The organism is Streptosporangium sp. NPDC049046, from assembly GCF_040649155.1.
Classification (GTDB): Bacteria; Actinomycetota; Actinomycetes; order Streptosporangiales; family Streptosporangiaceae; genus Streptosporangium.
Genome location: NZ_JBEZEZ010000002.1, coordinates 354,327 through 379,346, shown reverse-complemented (window position 1 = coordinate 379,346; position 25,020 = coordinate 354,327). Strand labels below are relative to the sequence as shown.

Genomic DNA, 25,020 nt, shown 5'->3' with positions numbered 1-25,020 from the left:
GCCGATCCGGGGTTCGCTCTCCGTGTCCGCGCACACATGGTGCCGGCCTCACACGACCGCGCCCGCCAGGCCATCGACGACCCGTTGTCCTGGCCGCAGTTCCTCTCTCATGAAACAGGAAGGAACGGTGATCGTTCAGGGTGCGAAATCGGACGCCGGAAACCCCGTCACCGAACTCCGGTGGGCGGGGTTTCCGGCGTCGACAACTACTTCAACAGCTGGCGGGCCATCACCATGCGCTGGATCTGGTTGGTGCCCTCGTAGATCTGGGTGATCTTCGCGTCGCGCATCATGCGCTCGACCGGGTAGTCGCTGGTGTAGCCGTACCCGCCCAGGAGCTGGACCGCGTCGGTGGTGATCTCCATCGCGGCGTCGGAGGCGGCGCACTTGGCGGCGCTGGAGAGGAAGGTGAGGTCCTTCTGCGGTTCGCCGTGCATGGCGAGTTCCGACTTGGCGGCGGCGGCGTAGGTGAGCTGGCGTGCGGCCTCCAGCTTCATCGCCATGTCGGCGACCATGAACTGCACGCCCTGGAAGTCGGCGACGGCCTTGCCGAACTGCCTGCGCTCCTTGACGTAGCCGATCGCGTAGTCCAGCGCGCCCTGGGCGATGCCGAGCGCCTGGGCGGCGATGGTGACGCGGGTGTGGTCCAGGGTGGCGAGGGCGGTCTTGAAACCGGTGCCCGGCTCGCCGATCATCCGGGACGCGGGGATCCGCACGTTCTCCAGGATGACCTGGCGGGTCGGGGAGCCCTTGATGCCGAGCTTGCGCTCCTTCGCCCCGAAGCTGACGCCCTCGTCGCCCTTCTCCACGACGAACGCGGAGATGCCCTTCGCGCCGACGCCCGGCTCGGTGACGGCCATCACCGTGTAGTACTCCGACACCCCGGCGTTGGTGATCCACATCTTGGCGCCGTTGAGCACGTAGTGGTCGCCGTCGAGGACCGCGCGGGTCTTCATGGCGGCGGCGTCGCTGCCCGCCTCGGCCTCCGAGAGGGCGTACGAGAACATCGCGTCACCCCGCGCGACCGGCGGGAGATAGTCCCGCTTGAGCTCCTCGGAGGCCGCGAGCATCAGCGGAACGGTGCCGAGCTTGTTGACGGCGGGAATCAGCGAGGACGAGGCGCAGGCCCGCGCCACCTCCTCGATGACGATCACCGCCGCGAGGGCGTCGGCGCCGGCGCCCCCGTACTCCTCGGGGACATGCACGGCGTGCAGGTCCGCCGCGACGAGCGCCTTGTAGACGTCCCAGGGAAACTCCCCGGTCTCGTCGGCCTCGGCGGCGCGAGGGGCGATCTTCTCGTCGGCGAGAGCGCGGACCGTCTCGCGGAGCATCTCGTGCTCCTCGGGCAGTGCGTAGAGAGGGTAGCTCATGGGAAAATACTAGGACGTCCAACAAAACATGGAGCGCTCCACCCCATGTGGTATGCCCTGCGGCGTTTGCGCAGGTGGCAAAGTGGGACCACAAGGTGCCGATACCCTGTCGGCAAAGAATTGGGCAGAACGAAGGGAGCACCAGTGGCCTACCGCCTCACGATGGTGGGAACCGGATATCTCGGTGCGACGACTTCCGCGTGCATGGCCGAGTTGGGCTTCGAAGTCCTCAGCCTCGACGTTGACGCGGAGAAGATCGACCGCCTGCGGGCCGGCGATCTGCCCATCTACGAACCGGGCCTGCAGGAGATCCTGCGACGCAACCTGGCCAACGGCCGACTGCGCTTCACCACCTCGTACGAGGAGGCCGCGGCCTTCGGCGACGTGCACTTCCTGTGCCTGGGCACGCCGCAGAAACCGGGAGAGTACGCCGCGGACGTGTCCTATCTGGACGCCGCGATCGAGTCGCTCGCCCCCCACCTGGACCGAGAGTGCCTGATCGTCGGCAAGTCGACCGTCCCGGTCGGCACCGCGCAGCGCCTCGCCGGCAAGCTGGCCCGGCTCGCCCCCATCGGCGCGGGCGCCGAGCTCGCGTGGAACCCCGAGTTCCTTCGTGAGGGCTTCGCGGTGAAGGACACCCTCCACCCCGACAGGATCGTGCTCGGTGTCGCCTCCGACCGGGCCGAGAAGGTCATGCGGGAGGTGTACGCCTCCATGCTGGAGATGGGCACCCCGATGGTGATCACCGACTACCCCACGGCGGAGCTGGTCAAGGTGGCCGCCAACGCCTTCCTCGCCACGAAGATCTCCTTCATCAACGCGATGGCCGAGGTCTGCGAGGCCGCCCACGCCGACGTCAAGCAGCTCTCCCTCGCGCTGTCCTTCGACGACCGCATCGGCGGCAAGTTCCTCAACCCCGGTCTCGGCTTCGGCGGCGGCTGCCTGCCCAAGGACATCCGCGCCTTCATGGCCCGGGCCGGTGAGCTCGGCGCCGACCAGGCACTGACCTTCCTGCGGGAGGTCGACGCGATCAACATGCGCCGCCGCGCCCGCATGGTCGACCTCGCCCGCGAGCTGGCCGGAGGCTCCTTCCGCGGCTGTACGGTCGCGGTGCTCGGCGCCGCGTTCAAGCCCAACTCCGACGACATCCGCGACTCGCCCGCACTGGACGTCGCCGTCAAGATCAGCGAGCAGGGTGGCCGGGTCACCGTCTACGATCCCGTCGCCCAGGAGAACGCCCGCAAGGCCCACCCCGGACTCGCCTACGGCACCTCGGCCCTGGACGCGGCCAAAAACGCCCACGTCGTGCTGTTGCTGACCGAGTGGCAGGAGTTCGTCGCGATGGATCCCGAGGAGCTGGGTTCCGTGGTGATCTCCCGCAAGATCGTTGATGGTCGTAACGCCCTCGACGCCGAGACCTGGCGGGCCTCCGGCTGGCACTACCGCGCTCTGGGCCGCCCCTGAGCACAGCCCGTCATCCCGCGCGGCCGTCCCTTTCCGCCCCTCCCCTCGTCAGGGTCGTTCCGAGGCGACCCTGACGACACGGCCGGGCGTACATCCCTTTGCCGCATCTCTCCCGGGTCGAGGCATGTCGCCCTGAAGCGAACCCGCCGGTCTCGCCAGAACGGCGTGGACGTCGCGAGGTCCGCTCACCTGGCAGGCGGAGCGGACACGTCGGCGGGTTCCCGGTTCGTGCCGGATACGGGCCGGATGGTCGTCGACTTCTCGGATATCGCGTCGGTCGCCACTGTCTCTCAGGTCACCAGTTCCAACCGCCCCAGTGATACCTACGATGCCAGCGCCTGCGGCGATGGTAGTGACGGTGATGGTGGTAGTGCCAGTGCGGGTCGTGAGCCGGCCAAGCACCCCCCGGGAACATCGTGATACCCATCGGGACACCTCTCTCGTAGTAATCCCTCGGACATGACAATTACTACGATATTCGGCATTTCATGGCAAAAAACACCAAATCGCCCCCAAGTTATCCATATAACGCTTTTGGCAGCGATTACGGCGAAGTCGCTCGCACTGCAGCAGGGCGAGCCGCCTCACAGAACCAGCTCTTCCTTTTCTTTCGACAAAAGGGTTTTTACCCTCACCGGAGAGCGGTGGCCGAAGCGTGAACCCCGAGGGTGGCGCACCTTTCACCGGGTCGAACCGGCGGGCGATCCGATCGCGGCGACGAGAGAGAAGCCCTGGAAGCGCGCAGCAAGAAGGCCCCCGTCACCGACGAGGGCCTTTTGTCCGTCCCGATCCCGTCGGGTCAGTTGTCGAACTCGCCGAGTTTCACGCCCCCGACGAAGGCGTCCCACTCCGAACGGGTGAAGAACAGCTTCGGTCCGTCGGGATTCTTGGAATCGCGCAATACGTAAAGAGAACCCGACCCGGCCTTGTGGCCCTCCTCGGGAGCGTCGACAACGGCCACCTCGACGCAGGGACCGCTGTCGTCCCCCTCCGGGGCCGCCTTGCGCCAGACGGCGTTGCTGAGGTCTGCTTCCACGTCGTCATCACCCTCGCTATGTCGGCGGTCGCCCACAACGGGCGCGGTCATTCGCGCGGATCGCCCCCGCAACGCCGACAAGCCTCCGTCACGTCCCGAGGATGATCTCAGTGACGTGCCCTCCTGTGACGGCTCCGCGAACGGGTGGCGGGCTCCACGCACACAGTATCCGGGCCGTCCGAGACACCCGCAACGACGAAGAGACCAAGCCGGAGCACCAGGAAGTCAGCGCGTCGAGACGGAACTCACGGCGGAGTCGGTGGTCTTCTGACTCTCACCCATGCCCAGGCTTCCGAACACCGCCAGCACCGCCACCGTGAGCCCGAGGACGGCGCGGATAGCGTTCCTCATGATCCCCACCTCCAAAATCCGTGGAGATCTGCTCCTTCCCTCCGAGTCCTCATATATCCGTATTGTTGTCAAGCTATTGGCCAAAAGCGGCCGTATCAGGCGCCGAGCTGGGCGGCTTCGGCGCGAAGCTTCGCGCCCTTGGCATGGGCTTGGTCCTTGAGGGCGACCTGGAACGCCTCCATCTTCGCCCGCAGCCCCTCGTCGGCGGCGGCGAGGATCCGTACGGCCAGCAGGCCCGCGTTGCGGGCACCCCCGACGGCGACCGTCGCGACCGGGACCCCGGCGGGCATCTGGACGATCGAGAGCAGGGAGTCCATACCGTCGAGATACTTCAGCGGGACGGGGACGCCGATCACCGGCAGGGGGGTCACCGAGGCGAGCATGCCCGGCAGGTGGGCGGCTCCCCCGGCACCCGCGATGATCACCTTCAGACCGCGCCCGGCCGCCTCCGCGCCGTACGCGATCATCTCCTCGGGCATGCGGTGCGCGGAGACCACGTCGGCCTCGAACGCCACCCCGAACTCGGCGAGCGCCTCGGCGGCGAGTCTCATCACCGGCCAGTCGGAGTCGCTGCCCATGACGATGCCGACGGTGGTCATGCTTTCTCCCTGTGCCTCGTCGCGACCGGCCGGCCGCGCGTTCGCGTTGGTGTCCTGCCCCGCGGAGGGGGCAGCGGTCTTCTGTGTCGCCGAAACCTTCAACCGCCCGGGTCTTCCGGCGTTCGGGACCTCGGTGGTGCCGGGGTGTTCCGCCGGCACCACCCCGACGGCCCCCGACGGCCCCCGACTGCCGCCGACTGCCGCCGACGACAAGGTGTCCCGGAAGCGAGCTCAGGTGTATCTTCCCTCGGCGAGATAGACCGCGGCGTGCCTGGCACGCGCCCGGACCTCGTCAAGATCGGTCCCCATGGCGGTGACGTGGCCGATCTTGCGCCCCGGCCGCACCTCCTTGCCGTAGAAGTGGACCTTGATCCCCGGGTCGTGGGCCATCACGTGCTCGTACCGGGAGAAGATGTCGGGGTCGTCGCCGCCCAGGAGGTTCGCCATCACCACCACGGGGGCGGTCGGCGCGGGCGACCCGAGCGGAAGGTCGAGGACCGCACGCAGGTGCTGCTCGTACTGTGAGGTGCGGGCCCCGTCGATCGTCCAGTGGCCGCTGTTGTGCGGGCGCATCGCCAGCTCGTTCACCACCAGCCCCGAGGGGGTGGCGAACATCTCCACGGCGAGCAGCCCGGTCACGCCCAGCTCCTTGGCGATGGTCAGGGCGATCCGCTGGGCCACCGCGGCCCACTCGGGGTCGAGGCCGGGAGCCGGGGCGAGCACCTCGACGCAGATGCCGTCGCGCTGGACGGTCTCCACCACCGGGTAGCTGACCCCCTGCCCGTGCGGCGACCTGGCGACCAGCACGGCGAGCTCCCGCTCGAACGGCACGAACCCCTCGGCCATCAGCGGTACGCCGGAGGCGAGGACCTCGGTCGTCTCGCCCGCCGAGTGGCAGACCCAGACCCCGCGCCCGTCGTAGCCGCCCCTGACCGCCTTGAGCACGACCGGCCAGCCGTTCTCCGCGGCGAACTCCTCGACGTCGGCGACCGTCTCGACCCGCCGCCACGGCGGACAGGGAACGCCGATCGCGGTCAGCCGCTCGCGCATCACGGCCTTGTCCTGGGCGTGGACGAGCGCCTCCGCGCCGGGACGCACGGCGAAGCCGTCCTCGGCCAGGGCGCGGACGTGCTCGGTGGGCACGTGCTCGTGGTCGAACGTGACCGCGTCACACCCCTTGGCGAGATCGCGCAGGTCCGCCAGCGACCGGTAGTCGCCCAGGCGCACGTCGGCGATCACACGGGCGGCGCTCTCGTCGGGCGAGTTGGCCAGGACCCGCAGCTCGATGCCGAGGGCGATCGCCGCCTGCTGCGTCATCCGGGCCAGCTGGCCCGCTCCGATCACGCCGACGACGGGTCCGATGGGACTGGCCAAAGAAGGGCTGCTCACAGCGGTTAAGTTTACCGTCGCACGATGCGCGGCCAGGCGTCGGGCGGACGGCAGGTGGCCGGCGGACGTTGTGGCAGGGTCGTGACGGGGTGAGGTCAGTCCGCCGTGAGGGTGGCGAGGCCGCGGCGCAGGCCGGTGGTGGCGAGTTCGGCACCCTTGCCCATGATCTCGGTGGCGACGAGCACGACCTCGGTCCCGGTCAGCCTGGCGGTTCTGGTCCTGCCGGTGAAACCGCGCAGGTCGGCCTTGCCGTAGAGGGGGCGGGCCAGGGCGGAGCGCCCCTCACGGGCCCTCTGCCGGTGTTCGATCTCCAGGGCGTGGATGACCAGGGCACCGCCGCCGGGCAGCAGCAGCGCGCGCTGGGGGCCGACGAGCAGGCGGACCTCGGTGGTGAGACGGTCGGGCCGCACGCTCTGCGGGCGCCTGACCAGATCACCGAAGAGATCACGGGCCGGGTCGCCCTTGGGGAAGGTCACCCCGCTCACCCCCGCCGGGTCGGTCAGGTAGGCCAGGTAGCGCTGCGGCACAAGGCGGGCCTTCACCCCCACCGACGGGTCGTCGGCGGGCACCGCGCCCTCGGTCGGCTCGCGGACCTCGCCCCTGATCGGGATGGGGCCGGCGCCGAGCCGCCACTCGCCGCCCTCCTGGACGAAGAGGAAGTAGGCCGGGTCGGGCTCTCGGGCCAGGGCGACGAACCAGCGGTCCTCGCCGACGGTGCCCGGCAGGTACAACTCCGCCACGCTGTAGGACTTCCTGGCGGGGGCTGGGCGGCCGTTCCGGGTCGCCTCACAGGCACGACCGCCCAGCGCTCTCTCCGCCCAGGTGGTGAGCCTCTCGACCGTCGCGCAGTCCTTGTCGCGCCAGGCGTCGTCGAGCCTGCTCAGCAGCGCGAGGGCGTCGGTCGCCTCGCCGAGCTCCACCTCGGTGGACGCCTCGCGCGACGGGCCGCCGGCCTCGGGGGTGGTGACCCGCGTCTCGCTCCTCGCACCGCAGGCGGTCGTCATCGACAGGCCCAGGATCAAGGCGAGGAGTCGGCGGCGCAAGGGTGGATCCCCGGGGTAGTGGCCGTCGCGTACGGCAGTCCGTCTGGACCGACCACGGGAGGCGGAGCTGCCGAGGGCTTCCCGTGATCTACCGGGTCAGCGTAACGTCACCGCCCTCATTTATCCCGTGTTATGAGACATTTGTTGAAAAGGCACTTGCTGACGGATATCTACACCGACGAGTCAACCTCGCGCGGATCATGCCCCCTCACCGGTAACCTGACCCGAAGAGTGTTCGAGATCCTCCGAAGCGGCGGATCGGCGGCCGACCCCCGAAAGGACCGTGCAGGAAACGTGGAGTTTCTCCGACACGCCTACCGGCGGCTCGCCGACCTGGCGCGCGAGCTGGCGAAGTTCGGGACGATCGGCGCGATCGCCTTCGTGGTCGACACCGGCGGCACCAACCTGCTCAGGTTCGGTCTCGGCTGGGGACCGCTCACCTCCAAGGTGATCGCCACGATCGTCGCGGCGACCCTGGCCTACCTGGGAAACCGCTACTGGACGTTCAGGCACCGCGAGCAGAGCGGTCTCGCCCGCGAGTACTTCCTGTTCTTCGTCCTCAACGGCATCGGCCTGCTGATCTCGCTGCTGGTGATCGGCTTCGTGACCTACACCCTGGGCCTGCAGGACGTGCTGAGTTACAACATCGCCCTGCTCACCGGTACCGCCCTCGGGACCCTGTTCAGGTTCTGGTCGTACAAGAAGTGGGTCTTCCTGCCGATCTCGCCGCCCGTGGGGCAGGCGGAGCCCGTGCCCGGTAGGCCGCCCAACCGGTCGGCGGCGCCGAACAGCCAGGTCAACGGCCACATGTATCTCCTGGGCAAGTCGGCGGAAGAGAACACGCCCCCCACCGGCCCGCGCCAGTCCGGCTGATCCGCGCGTTCCCTCGCCCCGGGGTGATCGTCCGCCGCACCGGATCGGACGGCCACGAGATGGCACCCGCGGAAACGAGTCCTGCTTCGATCGGGGCGCGCCGGCCGGCCGCGGTCAGGCGGGCCCGCGGACGACGCGGTTCCTGACGGTCTCGCCCACCTGACGCAGGAAGAGCGCGAACGTCGCGGGACGCGCCTTCACGAGCTCCAGACGTCCGCCGTCCGCCGCGGCCTGTGCCCTGGCGAGGGGCAGGCCGAGCCCGGTGCCGCCGCCCCCGCTCACGTTCCGCTCGAAGACCCGCGGAACCAGGTCGTCGGTGATGCCCCTGCCCTCGTCGGCCACCTCGATCACGACGGACCTCTCCTTGGTGCAGGTGGTCACGGTCACCGTGCCGCCTCCGTGCTTCAGCGAGTTCTCCAGCAGGGTGGAGATCACCTGGCCGATGCCGCCACCGGTGCCCAGCGCCTGGAGCCCGCGCGTACCGGCCAGGCTGAGCCGCCGCCCGGCCCTGCGAAACGCGGGGCCCCACTCGATGAACTGCTGGTCGAGCAGCGTGTCGAGCTCGACGACCTCGGACTGTGCCTGACGCTGCCTTCTGGCGGTGGCCAGCAGCTCGTCGATCACGGCGGTGAGCCGTTCGGCCTGCACGATCGCGGCCTCGCCCTCCTCCTTGACGATGCCCGGCTCGTCGGCGGCGGCGACGATCTCCTCAAGTCTCATGGTCAGGCCGGTGAGCGGGGTGCGCAGCTGGTGGGAGGCGTCGGTGGCGAACTCCCGCTCCCTGGACAGGAGGTCGGAGATGCGGGTCGCGCTGCGGTCGAGCACCTCGGCCACCCGATCGAGCTCCTGGATGCCGTAGCGGTGCTTGCTCGGTCTGGCGTCGCCGGAACCGAGCCGCTCAGCGATCATCGCAAGGTCGCTGAGCGGTAAGCTCAGGCGGCGCGACTGCACTATGGCGAGCCCCACCGCGACCGCGAGGGCAGCCGCGGCGAGTCCCAGGATGAGGAACAACCACGCGCGGACCTCGCGCTCCACTCCCGTCCTGTCCCGGCTGACCGCGACGTACACGCCGTTCTCCGACTGCGCGTCCTCGGTCATCTTCTGGTTCTCGGGGGGCTCGGTGCCCACCGTTATCACCTGGGGCGGCGTCCCTTTCGCGTAAATCTGAATGTAGAGATCGGAATACTTGCGCTGCAGCTGGTGCTCGTCGACGGGCTGATCCTGGATCCGGGCGTACTCGACCTCCCCCAGCAGGCTTCTGGCGTGCGAGGAGAGCTCCTGGGTCGCCTCCTCCTCGATGAGCCGGTTGACCGCCACACCGAGGGGGATGCCGAGCAGCAACACCCCGATGACCGCGACGAGGAGGGTTGAGGAGAGCAGGCGGCGACGCATCCCCTACTCGCGCTCGAACCTGAAGCCGACTCCTCGAACGGTCGTGATGTATCGGGGCTTGGCGGCGTCGTCACCGAGTTTCCGGCGGAGCCACGAGATGTGCATGTCCAGGGTCTTGGTCGACCCCCACCAGTTGGTGTCCCACACCTCGCGCATGATCTGCTCGCGGGTGACCACCTTTCCCGCGTCCCGGACCAGGACCCTCAGCAGATCGAACTCCTTGGTGGTCAGATGCAACTCCTTGTCTCCCATCCACGCGCGACGTGAGTCGGCGTCGATGCGCACGCCCTGGACCACGGGCGTCTCGGACGTGCCGCGCCGCAGGAGCGCGCGGACGCGCGCCAGCAGCTCGGCGAGGCGGAAAGGCTTGGTGACATAGTCGTCGGCCCCGGCGTCGAGGCCCACCACCGTGTCGACCTCGTCGACACGGGCGGTGAGGATCAGCACGGGAGTCCCGTGGCCCTCGGCGCGAATGCGCCTGGCCACCTCCAGGCCGTCCATCTCGGGCAGGCCCAGATCGAGAACGATCAGGTCTATGCCACCCGACAGAGCCCGCTCCAGAGCCTGCGGGCCATCAGGGCTCACCTCTACTTGATAACCCTCGCGGCGCAGAGCTCGCGCCAGTGGCTCGGAAATCGAGGTGTCATCCTCGGCGAGTAGTACACAGGTCATGTTGCGATCGTAGGACCTTAGAGGATCGTTTCCCGGGTACAGCGCGCGGTTTGACTCGTCGTTGACCTATCCATTGACCTGGGCAAACACTGATAAATCCCGGATAGTCATCCCGCAACGGCCGAGGGCCACGGAGTAGGTCTCCCGCATTGGAAGTGCCTGGAAAGCACAGCGCCCCAAAAGGGTGCGGCGACAAAACAGAACACGCCCACCAGAGGGGATCTGGTGGGCGTGTTCATGCTTTATTACCTCAAGACGCCGAGGGCGGCTCTGCGTAGCGGGCGAGGTAGAGCTGCTCCCCGAGGCTCCCGATGAGACCCAGCTCGGTCTCCAGGTAGTCGATGTGGTGCTCCTCGTCCTCCAGGATCTCCTCGAAGAGCCGGGCCGAGGTGGTGTCGCCCTTCTCGCGCATCAGGATGATGGCGGGCTTCAGCCGGTTGACGACCTCAAGCTCGACGTCCAGGTCGGCGCGGAGCTGCTCGGCGACGGTCTGGCCGATGTGGAGGGTGCCCAGCTTCTGGTAGTTGGGCAGTCCTTCAAGGAAGAGGATGCGGTCGGTGAGCTTCTCCGCGTGGCGCATCTCGTCGATGGACTCTTCGCGGGTGTATTTGGCCAACCGGGTATACCCCCAGTTCTCCTGCATCTTGGCGTGCAGGAAGTACTGGTTGATCGCGGTCAGCTCCGCGGTCAGCTGCTCGTTGAGCAGTTCGATGATTTTCTTGTCGCCCTGCATGGCGGGCTCCTCGTGCTATGCGGTCGGCATCAAATCTTCAGACCGCTTCAGGATCGCACAGATTTTTCGCACGCAAGAAGCACAGTCGCCGCCGGCGCCCGTGGCATCGCGGATCTGGCGCGCGCTTCTGGCCCCTGCCGAGATGCAGTCGTGCACCTCGTTCTCGGTCACCGCGCGGCAGAGGCATACGTACACGGGAGTGCGACCTTTCTGGAGGCTACCATAGGTTAGGCACACCTAAACTAGCTCATTTGGTAAGCCTTGCCTATGTGAACTAGGGCACACGACCTTAATCTCTCTGTCATCGGTCCGAAGTTCCCACCCGGGCGGCAACCGGTCGACGTGCGGAAAACCTCACGACCTCAGGGCCACCTGGCGGGCGATCATCGGAAAAGGTCCGCCGGAAACCCGGGAAGGGGACCCGTGGACACGCCACCGGGACAGGGGGGCGGGAAACGCGAACGCGCCCCGGCGAAGGCCGGGACGCGTGAGCGGATCGAGTGCGGAAAGACGCGGGTCAGTGGCCCCTGGCGAGCCATTCCTCCAGGTGCCCGACCTCCGCGCCGATGGAGGTGGACTCGCCGTGACCGGTGTGCACGGCCGTCCCCGGCGGCAGGGTGAGCAGCTTCGCCGTGATCGATTCGATGATCGTGTCGAAGGAGGAGAAGGACCTCCCCGTCGCGCCGGGGCCCCCGTTGAACAGGGTGTCGCCGGTGAAGACCGCGCCGATCTCCGCCCCGTACAGGCAGACCGCACCCGGAGCGTGGCCGGGCGTGTGCAGCACGGTCAGCTCGACTCCGCCGGCCGAGAGCACCTGCCCGTCCTTGAGCGGGGTGTACGGCAGGTCGGTGTAGACCATCTCCCACAGCACCTGGTCGGCCGGGTGGAGCAGGATCGGCGCGCCCGTCCGCTCGGCGAGGTCGGCCGCCGCGTCGATGTGGTCGTTGTGCGCGTGGGTGCAGACGATGGCCTTGACCTCGCGGCCACCCACCCTCTCGGCGATCGCGGCGGCGTCGTGGGCGGCGTCGACGATCAGCACCTCGCTCGCCGAGCCGACGATCCAGACGTTGTTGTCGACGTCCCACGTCCCGCCGTCCAGCGAGAACGTTCCCGAGGTGACGACCTTGTCGATCACAGGATCACCACCGAACGCAGGACCTCGCCGCGGTGCATCTTCGCGAAGGCGTCCTCGATGTCGCCGAGACCGATCGTCTCGGAGACGAAGCGGTCGAGGTCGAGCCGCCCCTGGAGGTAGAGGTCGATGAGCATGGGGAAGTCGCGGCTGGGCAGGCAGTCGCCGTACCAGGAGGACTTCAGCGCGCCACCTCGGCCGAAGACGTCGAGCAGCGGCAGCTCCAGCGTCATGTCCGGGGTGGGCACCCCGACCAGGACGACGGTCCCGGCCAGGTCGCGGGCGTAGAAGGCCTGCCGGTACGTCTCCGGGCGGCCGACCGCCTCGATGACCACGTCCGCGCCGTTGCCGCCGGTGAGCTCCTTGACCGTCTCGACCACGTCGGAGGTGCGGGAGTTGACCGTGTGGGTGGCGCCGAACTCCTTGGCCCAGACGAGTTTGCGGTCGTCCACGTCCACCGCGATGATCTTCGAGGCGCCCGCCAGGGCGGCGCCGAGAACGGCCGCGTCGCCGACGCCGCCGCATCCGATGACCGCCACGCTGTCACCGCGGGTCACGCCGCCGGTGTTGATCGCCGCGCCGATGCCCGCCATCACGCCGCAGCCCAGCAGCCCGGCCACCTGCGCCGGTGCCGCAGGGTCGACCTTGGTGCACTGCCCGGCCGCGACCAGGGTCTTCTCGATGAAGGCGCCGATGCCCAGGGCGGGGCTGAGCGGCGTGCCGTCCTCCAGGGTCATCTTCTGGGTGGCGTTGTGGGTGTTGAAGCAGTACCAGGGACGGCCTCGCAGGCACGCCCGACACTCGCCGCAGACGGCCCGCCAGTTCAGGATCACGAAGTCACCGGGGGCCACCTCGGTGACGCCCTCGCCGACGGCCTCGACCACTCCCGCGGCCTCGTGGCCGAGCAGGAACGGGAACTCGTCGTTGATGCCGCCCTCGCGGTAGTGCAGGTCCGTGTGGCAGACACCACAGGCCTGGACCGTCACCACGGCCTCGCCAGGGCCGGGATCCGGCACGATAACGGTCTCCAGCGAGACGGGCTCGCCCTTGCCACGCGCGACCACGCCTTGCACGGTGTACGGCATGTCCTGCACCTCATCTGTCATGGTTTCGACCTTCACGGGGCCGCTTACCGATTGAACGGACTTGGGCACCCGGCAGTCAATGATTACCAGCCCGGCGCAACACGTAGGGCTGCACCACCCCCAGGCCACGGGCCGGCCGCTGGCGGATGCGGCCGATCTCGACACCGGGCGCGCCCTTCAGCGCCTCGGCCAGCCTGTCGTCGACGACGACCGTGCCGGGGCGGGCGATGGCGGTGAGCCTGGCCGCCAGGTTGACCGTCGTACCGAAGACGTCGCCCATGATCGGCAGTACCGGACCGTACGCGAGCCCGATCCGCACCTCGGGCCCGTACCTGCGAATCGCGCCGACCAGGTCCAGGGCGATCACCGCGGCCTTCCTCGGGTCGGCCGCCGTGAAGAACACCTCGTCCCCGAGCGTCTTGACCATCCGTCCCCCGTGCTCGGCGACCACGTCCGAGGCCCGTGACTCGAAACCCTCGACCAGCTCGGCCAGGCCCCGCTCGTCCAGCTCGCGCGAGACCCGGGTGAAGGAGACCAGGTCGGCGAAGCCCACCGCGAGGGTGAGCCTGTCCGGCACGATCTCGTCGGTGATGTCGGCGAGCGTGAGCAGGCGGGTCCCCGCGGCGGCGAGCTGGGCGCGCCAGATGTGGACCAGTATCTGCTCGAAGTCGGGGAGCAGCCGACGCGAGGTCTCCATGACCGCCGCCAGGTCCTCGTCGGTGGGGCGGCGGCCCGGGTCGAGCATCGCGCCGATCATGATCTCGGCCTGCCACTGCGCGAGCCTCGCCGTCGTCTGGCCGAGCGCCCTCGCCATCCGGATGACGGTCTGGTCGTCCAGCAGGTCGCCCTCCATCATCGCCCGGACCCGCTCCAGCACGGCCACGTCCGCGTCGGTGAAGGCCACGGCGTCGTCCGGAAGCGTGGCGAACCCCAGCGCGCGCCAGATCCGCTCGGTGAGCTCCTGCGGCACCCGGGCGAGGCTCGCCACCTGGATCCGGGTGTAGCGAGGAGACGCGCCGACGAAGAGGCGCTCGATCTGCTCGGCCGTCGGGCGTTCGGCGTGAGCCTGCGCGGCCTCCGGACGCCCGGCGCGGGCCTGCGCGGCCTCCGGACGCCCGGCGTGGGCCTGCTCGGCCGCCGGACGTCCGACGGGGACCTCCCTCTCCTCGCCGACCTCCCCCGGTTCTGGGAGATCACGCCCCACGGGTCACCGTCCGGGTTCCGAGGGCTCCCCGTCGAGCGCGTCGTCGAGCGCGCGGAACAGCTCGGCCCGGACCTCCTGGATGTGGGGGATGTCCCGCAGCGTGATCCGGCCCTGCTCGCTCGCCGACTCGACGACCAGCGTGCCGCAGCCCAGGAGCCTCTCCATGAAGGTCTGGTCGGCGCTGACCGAGTTCACCTTGACCATCGGGATGTCGTCGATGGACTTGTTCAGCACCCCGGTGCTGATGGTGAACCGGTGCGAGGTGAGGATGTAGACGGCGTTCTTCCAGCGCAGGTACGGAATGAACGACCACACCGTCAGCAGGCCGACGGCGATCACCGCCACCGCGACGCTCGCGTAGAGCCGGTACTCGAAGTCGGGCATGAAGTAAAGGGCGGCGCCGGATCCCACGCTGATCAGGATCAGCATGAGGAACGGGCCGGTGAGTCGCTTCCAGTGAGGGTGGAACGACGTGATCCGTCGCTCCCCCTCCGTCATGTGGTGATCGGGTAGACCCATGGGGCAAATCGTGACACGTGCGCATGCCCTGCGTCACGAGGTGTGAGGCCGAACATGCACGACGTCACCCGCGCTGAGCGTGTGCTCCTCCCCCTTGGAGCTGACGAGCAGGTGCCCGGCGCGGTCGACGCCGGTGGCGGTGCCGGTCAGCACCCGCTCGCCCGGCAGTTCCACCCTCACCTCCCGCCCGACCGTGGCGCTGACCGCGAGATAGGCGGCCCGCAGGCCGCACGCCTCGACGTCGCCGTCCGCCTCCGACCACTCGCGGTAGTGGGTCTCGATCTCCCGCAGCACCGCGCGCAGGATCGGGTCGCGGTCGACGCAGACGGCCTTCTCGACGGCGAGGGAGGTCGCGGTCTCCACCGGCAGTTCCTCCGGGCGCACGCTCACGTTGAGGCCGACCCCCACGATCACCGCGCTGTCGATCCGCTCGGCGAGCACCCCGGCGAGCTTGCGTTCGCCGATCAGCAGGTCGTTGGGCCACTTGAGCCGTACGTCGACCTCCGCGACCTTCCGGACGGCCGACGCGACCGCCAGGCCGACGAGCAGGGGCAGCCACCCCTGGGTGGACATGGGCGGGTCGGGCCGCAGGAGCACCGAGAACGTCAGGCCGGAACGCGGCGGAGCGCTCCAGACACGGCCGAGCCTGCCGCGCCCGGCGAACTGGGACTCGGCGACGACGACGGCTCCCTGCCGCGCGCCGTCGCGGACGGCGTGCGCGAGGTCGGCGTTGGTCGATCCGGTCCTGTCGACCACGGTGATGCCGGACCAGAGGCCCCCGGGACGGACCAGGGCGCGGGTGAGCGCCGCCTGGGAGAGCGGCGGGCGGTCAAGATCGGTGAAGGGCGAGTCGAGCACTTAGCCATCTTGCCTCCACTAACGACCCCCTGTTACCGAATTAATCCAATGACCAGGGAATACTGTTACCGAAGTCTGGGTCGGCGGGCAAGGTCAGGCCTTTGACCGGGTCGGGAAACCGTGCGGAAGGTCGCGAAAAGAAATGATGAACGCATGAGCAAACATCTCGGCGCACGGAACGCCACCGGCACGAGGGACGATCCGGGCTTCGAGGCGGTGGAGGCGGCGCGGAGACCGGGGCCCACCACCAGGGCGCGGGTCGGGCAGATGCGGGCGGGGACCCTACACGAGCGCCGGGACGACCTCGCCACCGAGGAGCCGATGGAGATCCGCATCCAGGCGGGCGAGGAGCGTCGCACGGTCGCGATCACCATGCGCACCCCCGGGCACGACTTCGAGCTGGCTGCCGGATTCCTGTACGGCGAGGGGGTCGCGGCACCGGCGGACGTCGCGTCCATCGCCTACTGCACCGACGAGGACGTGCCGCAGGAGGCGCGCTACAACACGGTGACCGTACGGCTGCACGGTCGCGTGCTGCCCGACCTGCCCTCGCTCGACCGGCACTTCGTGACGTCGAGCGCGTGCGGCGTCTGCGGCACCGCCGGCCTCGACGCCCTGCGCGGCCGCTGCTCACCGCTGCCCGACCAGGAGGACCTGCTCGTCTCCCCCGAGGTCCTGTACGACCTCCCCGACCGGCTGAGGAGCGCCCAGGGGGTCTTCGGCAAGACCGGAGGGCTGCACGCGGCCGGCCTGTTCACCCCCGACGGTGAGCTGCTCGCGGTCCGCGAGGACGTGGGGCGGCACAACGCGCTGGACAAGCTGGTCGGCTGGGCCATGATGGGCGGAAGACTGCCGCTGGGCGGGCACGTGCTCATGGTGAGCGGGCGGACCAGCTACGAGATCATGCAGAAGGCCCTCACCGCGGGCCTGCCGGTCGTCTGCGCGGTCTCCGCGCCGTCCTCCCTCGCCGTCGACCTGGCGAGGGAGTTCGGGATGACGTTGGTCGGCTTCCTGCGCGAGGAACGCTTCAACGTCTACGCGGGAGCCCACCGCATCGGCCGCTGAACCGTCCGCCCGCGCTCAGCCGGTGTTCTGCAGGCCGGCGGCGACGCCGTTGACCGACAGGAGCAGCAGCGTGGACAAGCGCTCGCGCTCGCCCTCCGACAGCCCCTCGTCCGCGCGGAGCGTGGACAGGGCGCGCAACTGCAGGTGGGAGAGGGCGTCCACGTACGGGTCGCGGAGCTGCACCGCGCGGGACAGCACCTTGCGGTCCTCCAGCAGGCGGGTGTGGCCGGTGATCTCCAGGACCAGGCGGCGCGTCAGGTCGTACTCGGTCAGGACCTGCTCGACGAAGTCGTCCCTCGCGCCGAGCGCGAGGTAGCGGGCGGCGATGTCACGGTCGGTCTTGGCGAGCGACATCTCCACGTTGTCCAGCAGCGAGGCGAACAGCGGCCACTCGCGGTAGGCGGCGCGCAGCTCGTCCAGGCCCGCCTCGGAGATCACCGCCTCCAGGCCGCTGCCCAGGCCGTACCAGCCCGGCAGGTTGACCCGGGTCTGTGCCCAGGCGAACACCCACGGGATGGCCCGCAGGTCGTCCAGGGACCTGGGCGCGCCGAGACCGCGCCGGGCCGGGCGGGACCCCAGGCGCAGCGAGCCGATCTCCTCCAGCGGGCTGACCAGGGAGAACCACTCGGGAAAGCCGGGCGCCTCGGTCAGCAGCCGGTACGCCTTCTCCGAGGCGGAGGCGACCCGTTCGGCCACACCGCGGAAGCGCCCCGCCGCCTCGGCCGTCCGGGCCTCGATGGACGGGGTGGAGGCGAGCAGCACCGCCGAGGTGACCTGCTCCATGTGGCGGCGGGCGATGGCGTCGTGGCCGTAGCGGGCGAAGATGACCTCGCCCTGCTCGGTGACCTTGAACCTGCCGCCGACCGAGCCTGGGGCCTGCGCGAGCACGGCCCTGTTGGCCGGGCCGCCGCCTCGGCCCAGGGCGCCGCCCCGGCCGTGGAACAGCGTGAGCGGCACGTCGTGCTCGGCCGACCAGGTGGCGAGCGCCTCCTGGGCCTCGTAGAGCTTCAGGGTCGCGGCGGCCGGGCCGAGTTCCTTGGCGGAGTCGGAGTAGCCGAGCATGACCTCCAGGCGCCGCTCCTCGGCGAGCCTGGCCTGTACGGCCGGGATCTGGAGCATCCCCGACAGGACGGCCGGGGCGGCGGCCAGGTCGGCGCCCGACTCGAACAGCGGGACGACGTCGAGCCTGGGTGCCCGGTCGCCCATCGCGTGCGCGGCCAGCGCGTGGACGGCGGCGATGTCGTCGGCCGAGCGGGTGAAGGAGACGACGTAGCGGCGGCAGGCGGTCACCCCGAACCGCTCCTGGATCCAGGCGATCGTGCGGATCGTGGCCAGGACCTCCTCGGTCCGCTCGGAGGTGCGCCCGGCGGCGATGTCCTCCAGTGCGGCGGCGTGGACCTGCGAGTGCTGGCGGACCTCCAGCTCGGCCAGGTGGAAGCCGAACGTCTCCACCTGCCAGATGAGGTGCTGCAGCTCTCCGTACGCCTGCCGGTTCGCCCCGGCCTCGACCAGCGAGTCCTGGGCCGTGCGCAGGTCGGCGAGCAGCTGCTCGGGCGAGCGGTAGGCCAGGTCGAGGCCGCGCTGGCGGGTGGCCGCGATGCGGGCGGCGACGAACATCAGCCACTGCCGGTGCGGCTCCCTCGGGGAGCGGGTCGCCATCTCCGAGACCACGTCGGGGTGGTCGTTCACCGCGCTCGACAGCGCGGCCCTCAGCCCCGCCGAGGCGGGGGTGTAGTCGGCGGTGAGGGTGAGCGAACGGCCGATCCTGAGCGTGGCGTTCTCCAGGGCGATCAGCACGTGCTCGGCCTGGATGAGCACCGCGTCCCTGGTCACCTTGGAGGTGACGTTCGGGTTGCCGTCGCGGTCGCCGCCGATCCAGCTGCCGTACCTGATGAAGGCGCGGGCCCGGGGCTTGGCGGTGCCGCCTCCGCCGCCGAGCGCGGCGTCCAGGGCGCGGTAGACCTGCGGGACCACCCGGAAGAGGGTCTCGTCGAAGGCCGCCATCGCGGTGCGCACCTCGTCCAGCGGGTCGAGCTTGGTGGACCTGAGCTGGGCGGTACGCCACAGCAGGTCGATCTCCTCCAGCAGCCGCCGCCGGGTCTCCGCCCGCTCGGCCGCGCCCCTGTCCGAGCTGTTGTAGGCGGTGAGCTGGCCGCTGATGCGCTGGATCGCGGTGACCACGGCGCGCCTGCGGGCCTCGGTGGGGTGCGCGGTCAGCACGGGGTGCAGGCGCAGTCCCTCGACGAGTTCGGCGACCTTGCCGTCACCGAGCTCCTGCACGGCCTGCGCCAGGGACTCGGGCAGCGGCTCCTCGCCGGTGTCGCGAACCCTGAGCGTGCGGATCCTGAAGTGCTCCTCGGCGAGGTTCGCCAGGTGGAAGTAACAGGTGAACGCGCGGGCGATCTGCACCGCGCGGTCGATCGGCCACTCGGCCACCATCGCGGTGATCTCGTCGACCGACACCTGCTTTCTGCGGGCCCCGATGACGGCCTTGCGTAGCCGTTCGACATCGGCGAGCAGGTCATCGCCGCCATGCTCGGCGATGACCTGCCCCAGGAGCTCGCCGAGCAGTCGCACGTCCGCGCGCAGCTCGTCGGGCATCTCGGTGACAGCGGAGGAACGCTCTGCCTGATGGGACACGGTGGCGGGCATGCTCGCCAGCGTACCCAGTCCGTTTTGTCGAACGGAGACCGGTCTCACCCATTGGACTAGACCACTGAGGAGGCTGCTCCCCGGCCGTTACCGGGGCCGTGCGTGACAGCCGCCGAGGACCGTTCTTCACCGTTCCGGCAGCCGTCGGGCCGCTCCCCTCCGGGCCCGCGTACGGCCCGGAGGGGAAGCGCGGGGGCGTCAGGTGGCGACGGAGGTCGCCTCCAGGAGCGCCGGATACCTGGCGAAAGCGATCTTTCCCGCGATCCTGCGGCCGCCCCAGGAGAGCAGCAGCCCGTACGGCACCGCGAGCGCGCTGACCCAGGTGAGGCCGAGCAGGACCGGCAGGACGATCGGCAGCGCGAGCAGGCCGGTGCAGATCAGCGCGCCGAACGACGCCACGAAGGCGATGCCGCCCTGGCCGGGGGCCGCGCCGGTGAAGGCGTTCAGGCGCTCGGGCACGGTGTAGGGCACCAGCACGCTGGTCAGCGCGCCCACGCCGAGCCCGGCCCCCAGCACGCCCCAGGCGGTGAGCGCGGCGGGGACCACCCACCCGACGTCCCCGGCGAGCAGCGCCGCGACCGCGGCGAGCAGGAGCAGCAGCGGGACCGCGATCGTCGCCACGGCGAGGTGCCTCCCGGCGATGTCGGTACGCCAGTCGCGGTCGCTGCCGTAGGCGACGGCGTTCATCCACAGGGAACGGCCGTCGATACCGAAGGCGTTGCACCACTGGATGCTGATCATCACCGCGCCGATGCAGGCGGGCGCGATCGCGAGGACGCCCCCGGCCGCGCCCTCGCCGTCCCCGTACATGGAGAAGGCCATCACGCCGGTGACCGCGATGGCGGCGAACCAGCCGACCCTGCCTCGCGGGTCGCGCCTGGCGTACCTGAACTCCTTGCCCACGACCGCGGCGAGCGGGCCGTCGGGCAGGACCTTCGCCAGCAGGCCACGGGAGTTGCGCACCGACGCGCCCTGGGTGGAGGCGTCGGGGGTGACCAGGGCGCGGCGCAGCGCCGTGATCCACAGCCACCCCGCCCCGGCGATCAGGAGCGCGAGCAGGGCCGCCCCGGCGAGCGCCGTCAGGCCGCCGTCGGCGATGGAGCGGGCCGCGACACCGGAGGGGGTCCAGCTCAGCGCCGAGGCCAGGGCGTGCAGCACGGCCCTGGGATCGGCCGACACGCCGCCGTTGATCAGCAGGTTGGGCAGCTGGGCGGCCAGGACGATGAAGACCACCGAGACGGCGAGCACGTCGCGGCCCCTGCGGGTGCGCAGGATCCCCGACAGCGACGTGGTGACCAGCCGGGAGAGCATGACGCAGAGCGCGAAGTGGAGCAGCACCACGACCGCGCCCAGGAGCACCCCGCCGATCCCGGTGGCCAGACCGGCCACCGCCCCCGCCGTCACGGCGAGCGAGGCGAGCGGCCACACGCCGGTGATCGAGGCGGCGAACATGCCGGTGACGAGCTGGCCGGTCCGCAGCGGGAACAGGGCGAGGCGCGACGGGTCGAGCGTGTCGTCCACCCCGAACGCCAGCAGCGGCACGATCGCCCAGCTCACCAGGAAGACGGTGAACAGCACGGTCACGGTCTCCACGGCGACGTCGGCGGACGCGAGGCGCAGCGAGGACATCATCAGGAAGCCGACGGTGCCGAAGAGGAGCGCGGCGATCGTCGTGAAGACGAACCCCAGCAGGCGCTGGGTGCTGCCTCGCAGGTTTCCCGCGACGAGCCGCAGCTTGAGCCGCACGAACACCATGGGCCCCACCCGTACGGTCCCGGCGTTCACGAGGGGGTCGCGCCCAGCCACGACAGGCCCTCCCGTCCCGCCGGATCGCCGTCGCCCCTCGCCCCGACCAGGGCGAGGAACGCCTCGTTGAGACTGCGGCCCGCCCTCACCTCGTCCAGCGGCCCCTGGGCGACGATCCGCCCGCGGTCCATCACCGAGACCCAGTCGCACAGGCGCTCGACGAGCTCCATCACGTGGCTGGAGAAGACCACCGTCGAGCCGGAGGCGGTGTAGCGCCTGAGCACCTCGACGAGGGTATTGGCGCTGACCGGGTCGACGCCCTCGAACGGCTCGTCGAGGAAGAGCACGTCGGGGTTGTGCAGCAGCGCCGCGGCCAGGCCGATCTTCTTGCGCATGCCGGTGGAGTAGTCGACGACGAGCTTGTCCGCCGAGCCGGTGAGGGCCATGACGTTCAGCAACTCCTCCGCCCGCCGGTCCACCTCGGCCTTGGGGATGCCGCGGAGCTGGCCGTTGTAGGAGAGCAGCTCCCTGCCCGACAGGCGCTCGAACAGGCGTAATCCTTCGGGGAGCACCCCGATGCGGGCCTTGACCGCGACCTGGTCACGCCAGACGTCGGCGCCACCGATGTGGACCGAGCCGTCGTCGGGGCGGAGCAGGCCGGTGACCATGCTGAGGGTGGTGGTCTTCCCCGCCCCGTTGGGTCCGACAAGCCCGGCGAAACCGCCCTGTGGCACGATCAGGTCGACACCTCCCACGGCGACCTGCTGCCCGAATCTCTTGACCAGCCCCCGTGTTCTTACCGCCTCCGTGATATCTGCCATGGCGCCGCCCTTCCCCCAGCTTGACCGATCAGTCCACTTCGGTTCACTCGCAGGGAGGAAACGAACGATCGCCCCCGATGGTTCGCGATGTGAGCGGACGGTTACCCTGCTGGAATGAGCGAGCCCCTGAGCGCCGAACCGCTGGATTCCGGACCCGACATCCACACGACGGCCGGCAAGCTGGCCGATCTTGAGCGCCGCCTGGGTGAGGCGGCCCACGCGGGTTCGGCACGAGCCGTCGAGAAGCAGCACGCCGCCGGGAAGATGACCGCGAGGGAGCGGGTGCTCGCCCTCCTCGACGAGGGCAGCTTCGTGGAGTTCGACGAGCTGGCCAGGCACCGGTCCACCAGTTTCGGCCTGGAGCGCCAGCGGCCGTACGGTGACGGGGTCGTGACCGGGTACGGCACGGTCGACGACCGCCCGGTGGCGGTGTTCGCCCAGGACTTCACGGTCTTCGGCGGGTCCCTGGGCGAGGTCTTCGGAGAGAAGATCGTCAAGGTGATGGACCACGCGCTGAAGACCGGTTGCCCGGTGATCGGCATCAACGACTCCGGAGGGGCGCGCATCCAGGAGGGCGTCGTCTCGCTGGGCCTGTACGCCGAGATCTTCCGGCGCAACGTCCACGCCTCCGGGGTGATCCCGCAGATCTCGCTCGTCATGGGCCCCTGCGCGGGTGGCGCCGTCTACTCGCCCGCGCTCACCGACTTCGTGCTGATGGTGTCGGAGAAGTCGCACATGTTCATCACCGGCCCCGACGTGATCAGGACGGTCACCGGCGAGGAGGTGACGTTCGAGGAGCTCGGCGGGGCGCACACGCACAACTCCCGCTCGGGTGTGGCCCACTACGAGGCGTCCGACGAGGCCGACTGCCTGGATTTCGCCAGGGCGCTGCTGTCGTACCTGCCGTCCAACAACATGGACGAGGCACCGGCGTTCGACGCCGATCCGCCGCTGGAGACCACCGACTCCGACCGCGAGCTCGACACGCTCATCCCCGACTCGGCGAACCAGCCCTACGAAATGCGGACGGTTCTCGAACACGTCCTCGACGACGGCGAATTCCTTGAGGTGCACGCGCAATTCGCGCCGAACATCCTCGTGGGTTTCGGCAGGGTCGAGGGGCGTTCCGTGGGGATCGTCGCCAACCAGCCGATGAGTTTCGCCGGAACGCTGGACATCGCGGCCTCCGAGAAAGCCGCGAGATTCGTTCGTACTTGCGATGCCTTTAACATTCCCGTACTGACATTCGTCGACGTTCCCGGATTCCTGCCGGGCACCGACCAGGAATGGAACGGGATCATCCGGCGCGGCGCCAAGCTGCTCTACGCCTACGCGGAGGCGACCGTGCCCCTGGTCACGGTCATCACCAGGAAGGCGTACGGCGGGGCGTACGACGTCATGGGGTCCAAGCACCTGGGCGCCGACATCAACCTGGCCTGGCCGACCGCGCAGATCGCGGTGATGGGCGCGCAGGGCGCGGTCAACATCCTCTACCGGCGCGAGCTGGCCGCGGCCGAGGAGCCGGACGCCGCGCGGGCCAGGTTCGTGACCGAGTACGAAGACACTCTCGCCAACCCGTATCTCGCGGCCGAACGTGGGTATGTGGACGCCGTGATCCGCCCTTCAGACACCCGCGTCCAGATCGTCAAGGCGCTACGGGCCCTGCGTGGCAAGCGCGCGACCCTGCCCCCGAAGAAGCACGGGAACATCCCGCTATGAGACACCTGAAGATCATCAAGGGGGACGCGACCCCCGAGGAGATCGCCGCGGTGGTGATCGCCATCTCGGCGCGCGCCACACCGGCGAATCCGGTGCGAAAAACCCCGCAGACCTCGAAATCCTGGAGCAATCCCTCAGATCGCATGCGAAAAGCACTTCCTGTCGGACAAGGCGCATGGCGATCCAGCGCGCTGCCGAGATAGATCCAAGGAACGGGGTGTCAAGTTGCGCGAGAGTTGGGACCATCTAAGAAATGGGCGCATATAGTCAGCCGATCAGCTAGTTCCGAGGCCTGGAGGACGACATGAGCATCCTGGACCTCACATCACATCCCATCGCCGCGAAGTACGCCGTCCTGGTCGACGTCGGCTATCTGTACGCGGCGGCCGGGGAGGTGCTCCTGGGCGCCAAGGAGCGCAAGGAATACCGGGTGGCGGCGGACGAGCTGATCCAGGCGTTGCAGAAGCACGCCGAGGAGCGCATCCACGGCGAGCTGCTCCGGATCTACTGGTACGACGCCGCCCGCGACCGGGTGCCGACCGTCGACCAGCGGGTCATCGCCCAGCTCCCCTGGGTCAAGGTGCGCCTGGGCAACCTGAACGCGCGAGGCCAGCAGAAGGGCGTGGACGCGCAGATCAGGAGCGACCTGGAGGCGTTGGCCAGGCACCACGCGGTGAGCGACACGATACTGCTCGCCGGGGACGAGGACATGGTCCCCGCCGTCGAGGCCGCCCAGGCCTACGGGGTGCGGATCCACCTGTGGGGCGTGGAGCCCCCCTACGGCACCAACCAGGCGGAACGCCTGGTCTGGGAGTCCGACACCGTCGAGATCATCAGCGCCGACTTCCTGCGCTCCTACTTCAGCCGCGCCCCCGCGCCGGTCCCCGTGCCGGTGCCCCCGATCGCCCCCTCCCCCGCCCAGGTCTTCGCCGGACGCACCGCCGCCAAGCCCAAGGCCCCCGTGGGCCAGGTCACCAAGCTGGGGCCGAGCCGCCCGCGCGTCGAGGAGGTCGGCGAGCACGTCGCCCAGAAATGGATCCTCACCCGCGGCCGCGACAACATCCGCGACCTGCTGCCGGGACCGATCCTGCCCACGGTGATCGACACCGAGCTGCTCATCGAGGCGGAGAAGGAGCTGGGCCACTCCCTGCGCCCGTACCCCGAGGCGCGCGTCTGGCTCCGCGACGGATTCTGGGCCCGCGTCTACCGGGAGTTCGAGATCGGCGTCGGCGTCTCCTCCAAGTGACCTCCGCCGGACCGTCCGGTCCCCGGCCTGTGTCGCGACGACTGCCGCGGC

The 25,020-nt window shown here is 69.7% G+C and carries 24 protein-coding genes; 6 read left to right on the top strand and 18 right to left on the bottom strand.

Annotated elements, in window-relative coordinates; all coding sequences use genetic code 11:
* Positions 1-206 precede the first annotated feature (206 nt).
* Positions 207-1,370, bottom strand: a complete 1,164-nt coding sequence (locus tag AB0B96_RS04115) for an acyl-CoA dehydrogenase family protein (RefSeq protein WP_350946428.1) — start codon at positions 1,368-1,370, stop codon at positions 207-209.
* A 162-nt stretch (positions 1,371-1,532) separates the two neighbouring features.
* On the opposite strand from AB0B96_RS04115, the gene AB0B96_RS04110 reads away from it, so the two are divergent.
* Entirely contained in the window at positions 1,533-2,834 is a 1,302-nt protein-coding gene (locus tag AB0B96_RS04110) for a UDP-glucose/GDP-mannose dehydrogenase family protein (protein ID WP_362896423.1), read from the top strand.
* A gap of 799 nt (positions 2,835-3,633) precedes the next feature.
* Here AB0B96_RS04110 and AB0B96_RS04105 read toward each other — a convergent pair.
* The 5 genes from AB0B96_RS04105 to AB0B96_RS04085 form a co-directional block, all read right to left on the bottom strand.
* Complete coding sequence (locus AB0B96_RS04105; RefSeq protein WP_350946427.1) at positions 3,634-3,870, bottom strand: DUF397 domain-containing protein; 237 nt, start codon at positions 3,868-3,870, stop codon at positions 3,634-3,636.
* A gap of 225 nt (positions 3,871-4,095) precedes the next feature.
* Complete coding sequence (locus AB0B96_RS04100) at positions 4,096-4,221, bottom strand: hypothetical protein (protein ID WP_362502443.1); 126 nt, start codon at positions 4,219-4,221, stop codon at positions 4,096-4,098.
* Between the two features lie 95 nt (positions 4,222-4,316).
* Complete coding sequence (purE, locus tag AB0B96_RS04095) at positions 4,317-4,820, bottom strand: 5-(carboxyamino)imidazole ribonucleotide mutase (protein WP_350946425.1); 504 nt, start codon at positions 4,818-4,820, stop codon at positions 4,317-4,319.
* Positions 4,821-5,051: 231 nt separating this feature from the next.
* Positions 5,052-6,209, bottom strand: a complete 1,158-nt coding sequence (locus AB0B96_RS04090) for a 5-(carboxyamino)imidazole ribonucleotide synthase (RefSeq protein ID WP_362896329.1) — start codon at positions 6,207-6,209, stop codon at positions 5,052-5,054.
* A gap of 95 nt (positions 6,210-6,304) precedes the next feature.
* Positions 6,305-7,252, bottom strand: a complete 948-nt coding sequence (locus AB0B96_RS04085) for a hypothetical protein (RefSeq protein WP_362896327.1) — start codon at positions 7,250-7,252, stop codon at positions 6,305-6,307.
* 294 nt (positions 7,253-7,546) lie between these two features.
* Between AB0B96_RS04085 and AB0B96_RS04080 the strand changes: the two genes are divergently transcribed.
* Positions 7,547-8,125, top strand: a complete 579-nt coding sequence (locus AB0B96_RS04080) for a GtrA family protein (RefSeq protein WP_362896325.1) — start codon at positions 7,547-7,549, stop codon at positions 8,123-8,125.
* Positions 8,126-8,239: 114 nt separating this feature from the next.
* Here AB0B96_RS04080 and AB0B96_RS04075 read toward each other — a convergent pair whose 3' ends face one another.
* The 9 genes from AB0B96_RS04075 to AB0B96_RS04035 all read right to left on the bottom strand — a co-directional run bounded on the left by AB0B96_RS04075 (position 8,240) and on the right by AB0B96_RS04035 (position 15,720).
* Positions 8,240-9,517 (bottom strand): ATP-binding protein, encoded by a 1,278-nt coding sequence (locus AB0B96_RS04075; RefSeq protein ID WP_362896323.1) that lies wholly within the window; start codon positions 9,515-9,517, stop codon positions 8,240-8,242.
* A gap of 3 nt (positions 9,518-9,520) precedes the next feature.
* Positions 9,521-10,189 carry a response regulator transcription factor gene (locus AB0B96_RS04070; RefSeq protein WP_012888073.1) on the bottom strand — a complete coding sequence of 223 codons (669 nt, stop codon included), beginning with the start codon at positions 10,187-10,189 and terminating at the stop codon, positions 9,521-9,523.
* A 250-nt stretch (positions 10,190-10,439) separates the two neighbouring features.
* Entirely contained in the window at positions 10,440-10,922 is a 483-nt protein-coding gene (bfr, locus tag AB0B96_RS04065) for a bacterioferritin (RefSeq protein ID WP_350946420.1), read from the bottom strand.
* Positions 10,923-10,937: 15 nt separating this feature from the next.
* The gene (locus AB0B96_RS04060) at positions 10,938-11,117 is read right to left on the bottom strand and encodes a (2Fe-2S)-binding protein (RefSeq protein WP_350946419.1); all 180 of its coding nucleotides are present in this window, start codon (positions 11,115-11,117) and stop codon (positions 10,938-10,940) included.
* 322 nt (positions 11,118-11,439) lie between these two features.
* On the bottom strand, positions 11,440-12,057 hold the full coding sequence (locus AB0B96_RS04055; RefSeq protein WP_362896321.1) for an MBL fold metallo-hydrolase: 618 nt from the start codon (positions 12,055-12,057) through the stop codon (positions 11,440-11,442).
* A complete protein-coding gene (locus tag AB0B96_RS04050; protein ID WP_362896421.1) occupies positions 12,054-13,139 on the bottom strand; it encodes an S-(hydroxymethyl)mycothiol dehydrogenase in 1,086 nt (361 codons plus the stop codon). Before AB0B96_RS04050 ends, AB0B96_RS04055 begins: the two co-directional genes overlap by 4 nt.
* Positions 13,140-13,215: 76 nt before the next feature.
* The gene (locus AB0B96_RS04045) at positions 13,216-14,343 is read right to left on the bottom strand and encodes an adenylate/guanylate cyclase domain-containing protein (protein ID WP_362896319.1); all 1,128 of its coding nucleotides are present in this window, start codon (positions 14,341-14,343) and stop codon (positions 13,216-13,218) included.
* 3 nt (positions 14,344-14,346) lie between these two features.
* A complete protein-coding gene (locus AB0B96_RS04040) occupies positions 14,347-14,862 on the bottom strand; it encodes a PH domain-containing protein (protein WP_362896317.1) in 516 nt (171 codons plus the stop codon).
* A gap of 33 nt (positions 14,863-14,895) precedes the next feature.
* On the bottom strand, positions 14,896-15,720 hold the full coding sequence (locus AB0B96_RS04035; protein ID WP_362896315.1) for a biotin--[acetyl-CoA-carboxylase] ligase: 825 nt from the start codon (positions 15,718-15,720) through the stop codon (positions 14,896-14,898).
* Positions 15,721-15,873: 153 nt separating this feature from the next.
* Here AB0B96_RS04035 and fdhD point away from each other — a divergent pair, with 153 nt between their 5' ends.
* Positions 15,874-16,785, top strand: coding sequence for a formate dehydrogenase accessory sulfurtransferase FdhD (gene fdhD, locus AB0B96_RS04030; protein ID WP_362896313.1), 912 nt, complete (start codon positions 15,874-15,876; stop codon positions 16,783-16,785).
* A 15-nt stretch (positions 16,786-16,800) separates the two neighbouring features.
* Here fdhD and AB0B96_RS04025 read toward each other — a convergent pair whose 3' ends face one another.
* The 3 genes from AB0B96_RS04025 to AB0B96_RS04015 form a co-directional block, all read right to left on the bottom strand.
* A complete protein-coding gene (locus AB0B96_RS04025; RefSeq protein WP_350946413.1) occupies positions 16,801-19,437 on the bottom strand; it encodes a phosphoenolpyruvate carboxylase in 2,637 nt (878 codons plus the stop codon).
* A 198-nt stretch (positions 19,438-19,635) separates the two neighbouring features.
* Positions 19,636-21,243 carry a hypothetical protein gene (locus tag AB0B96_RS04020; protein WP_362896311.1) on the bottom strand — a complete coding sequence of 536 codons (1,608 nt, stop codon included), beginning with the start codon at positions 21,241-21,243 and terminating at the stop codon, positions 19,636-19,638.
* Positions 21,219-22,004 carry an ABC transporter ATP-binding protein gene (locus AB0B96_RS04015; RefSeq protein ID WP_362896309.1) on the bottom strand — a complete coding sequence of 262 codons (786 nt, stop codon included), beginning with the start codon at positions 22,002-22,004 and terminating at the stop codon, positions 21,219-21,221. The genes AB0B96_RS04020 and AB0B96_RS04015 overlap by 25 nt, the downstream gene beginning before the upstream one ends.
* A gap of 114 nt (positions 22,005-22,118) precedes the next feature.
* Between AB0B96_RS04015 and AB0B96_RS04010 the strand changes: the two genes are divergently transcribed.
* The 3 genes from AB0B96_RS04010 to AB0B96_RS04000 all read left to right on the top strand — a co-directional run bounded on the left by AB0B96_RS04010 (position 22,119) and on the right by AB0B96_RS04000 (position 24,969).
* Entirely contained in the window at positions 22,119-23,723 is a 1,605-nt protein-coding gene (locus AB0B96_RS04010) for an acyl-CoA carboxylase subunit beta (protein WP_350946410.1), read from the top strand.
* Positions 23,720-23,926 (top strand): acyl-CoA carboxylase subunit epsilon, encoded by a 207-nt coding sequence (locus tag AB0B96_RS04005; RefSeq protein ID WP_362896307.1) that lies wholly within the window; start codon positions 23,720-23,722, stop codon positions 23,924-23,926. The genes AB0B96_RS04010 and AB0B96_RS04005 overlap by 4 nt, the downstream gene beginning before the upstream one ends.
* A 101-nt stretch (positions 23,927-24,027) precedes the next feature.
* Positions 24,028-24,969 carry an NYN domain-containing protein gene (locus AB0B96_RS04000; protein WP_350946408.1) on the top strand — a complete coding sequence of 314 codons (942 nt, stop codon included), beginning with the start codon at positions 24,028-24,030 and terminating at the stop codon, positions 24,967-24,969.
* The last annotated feature ends 51 nt before the right edge of the window (positions 24,970-25,020 follow it).

What these genes read in the sequence shown, in the direction of transcription:
- AB0B96_RS04110 (WP_362896423.1), top strand. Translation starts at nt 1,533, where the DNA reads ATGGTGGGAACCGGATATCTCGGTGCGACGACTTCCGCGTGCATGGCC.
- AB0B96_RS04005 (WP_362896307.1), top strand. Translation starts at nt 23,720, where the DNA reads ATGAGACACCTGAAGATCATCAAGGGGGACGCGACCCCCGAGGAGATC.
- purE (WP_350946425.1), bottom strand. Translation starts at nt 4,820, where the DNA reads ATGACCACCGTCGGCATCGTCATGGGCAGCGACTCCGACTGGCCGGTG.
- AB0B96_RS04025 (WP_350946413.1), bottom strand. Translation starts at nt 19,437, where the DNA reads ATGCCCGCCACCGTGTCCCATCAGGCAGAGCGTTCCTCCGCTGTCACC.
- AB0B96_RS04100 (WP_362502443.1), bottom strand. Translation starts at nt 4,221, where the DNA reads ATGAGGAACGCTATCCGCGCCGTCCTCGGGCTCACGGTGGCGGTGCTG.
- bfr (WP_350946420.1), bottom strand. Translation starts at nt 10,922, where the DNA reads ATGCAGGGCGACAAGAAAATCATCGAACTGCTCAACGAGCAGCTGACC.
- fdhD (WP_362896313.1), top strand. Translation starts at nt 15,874, where the DNA reads ATGAGCAAACATCTCGGCGCACGGAACGCCACCGGCACGAGGGACGAT.
- AB0B96_RS04010 (WP_350946410.1), top strand. Translation starts at nt 22,119, where the DNA reads ATGAGCGAGCCCCTGAGCGCCGAACCGCTGGATTCCGGACCCGACATC.
- AB0B96_RS04070 (WP_012888073.1), bottom strand. Translation starts at nt 10,189, where the DNA reads ATGACCTGTGTACTACTCGCCGAGGATGACACCTCGATTTCCGAGCCA.
- AB0B96_RS04040 (WP_362896317.1), bottom strand. Translation starts at nt 14,862, where the DNA reads ATGGGTCTACCCGATCACCACATGACGGAGGGGGAGCGACGGATCACG.
- AB0B96_RS04075 (WP_362896323.1), bottom strand. Translation starts at nt 9,517, where the DNA reads ATGCGTCGCCGCCTGCTCTCCTCAACCCTCCTCGTCGCGGTCATCGGG.
- AB0B96_RS04000 (WP_350946408.1), top strand. Translation starts at nt 24,028, where the DNA reads ATGAGCATCCTGGACCTCACATCACATCCCATCGCCGCGAAGTACGCC.
- AB0B96_RS04015 (WP_362896309.1), bottom strand. Translation starts at nt 22,004, where the DNA reads ATGGCAGATATCACGGAGGCGGTAAGAACACGGGGGCTGGTCAAGAGA.
- AB0B96_RS04050 (WP_362896421.1), bottom strand. Translation starts at nt 13,139, where the DNA reads ATGCCGTACACCGTGCAAGGCGTGGTCGCGCGTGGCAAGGGCGAGCCC.
- AB0B96_RS04115 (WP_350946428.1), bottom strand. Translation starts at nt 1,370, where the DNA reads ATGAGCTACCCTCTCTACGCACTGCCCGAGGAGCACGAGATGCTCCGC.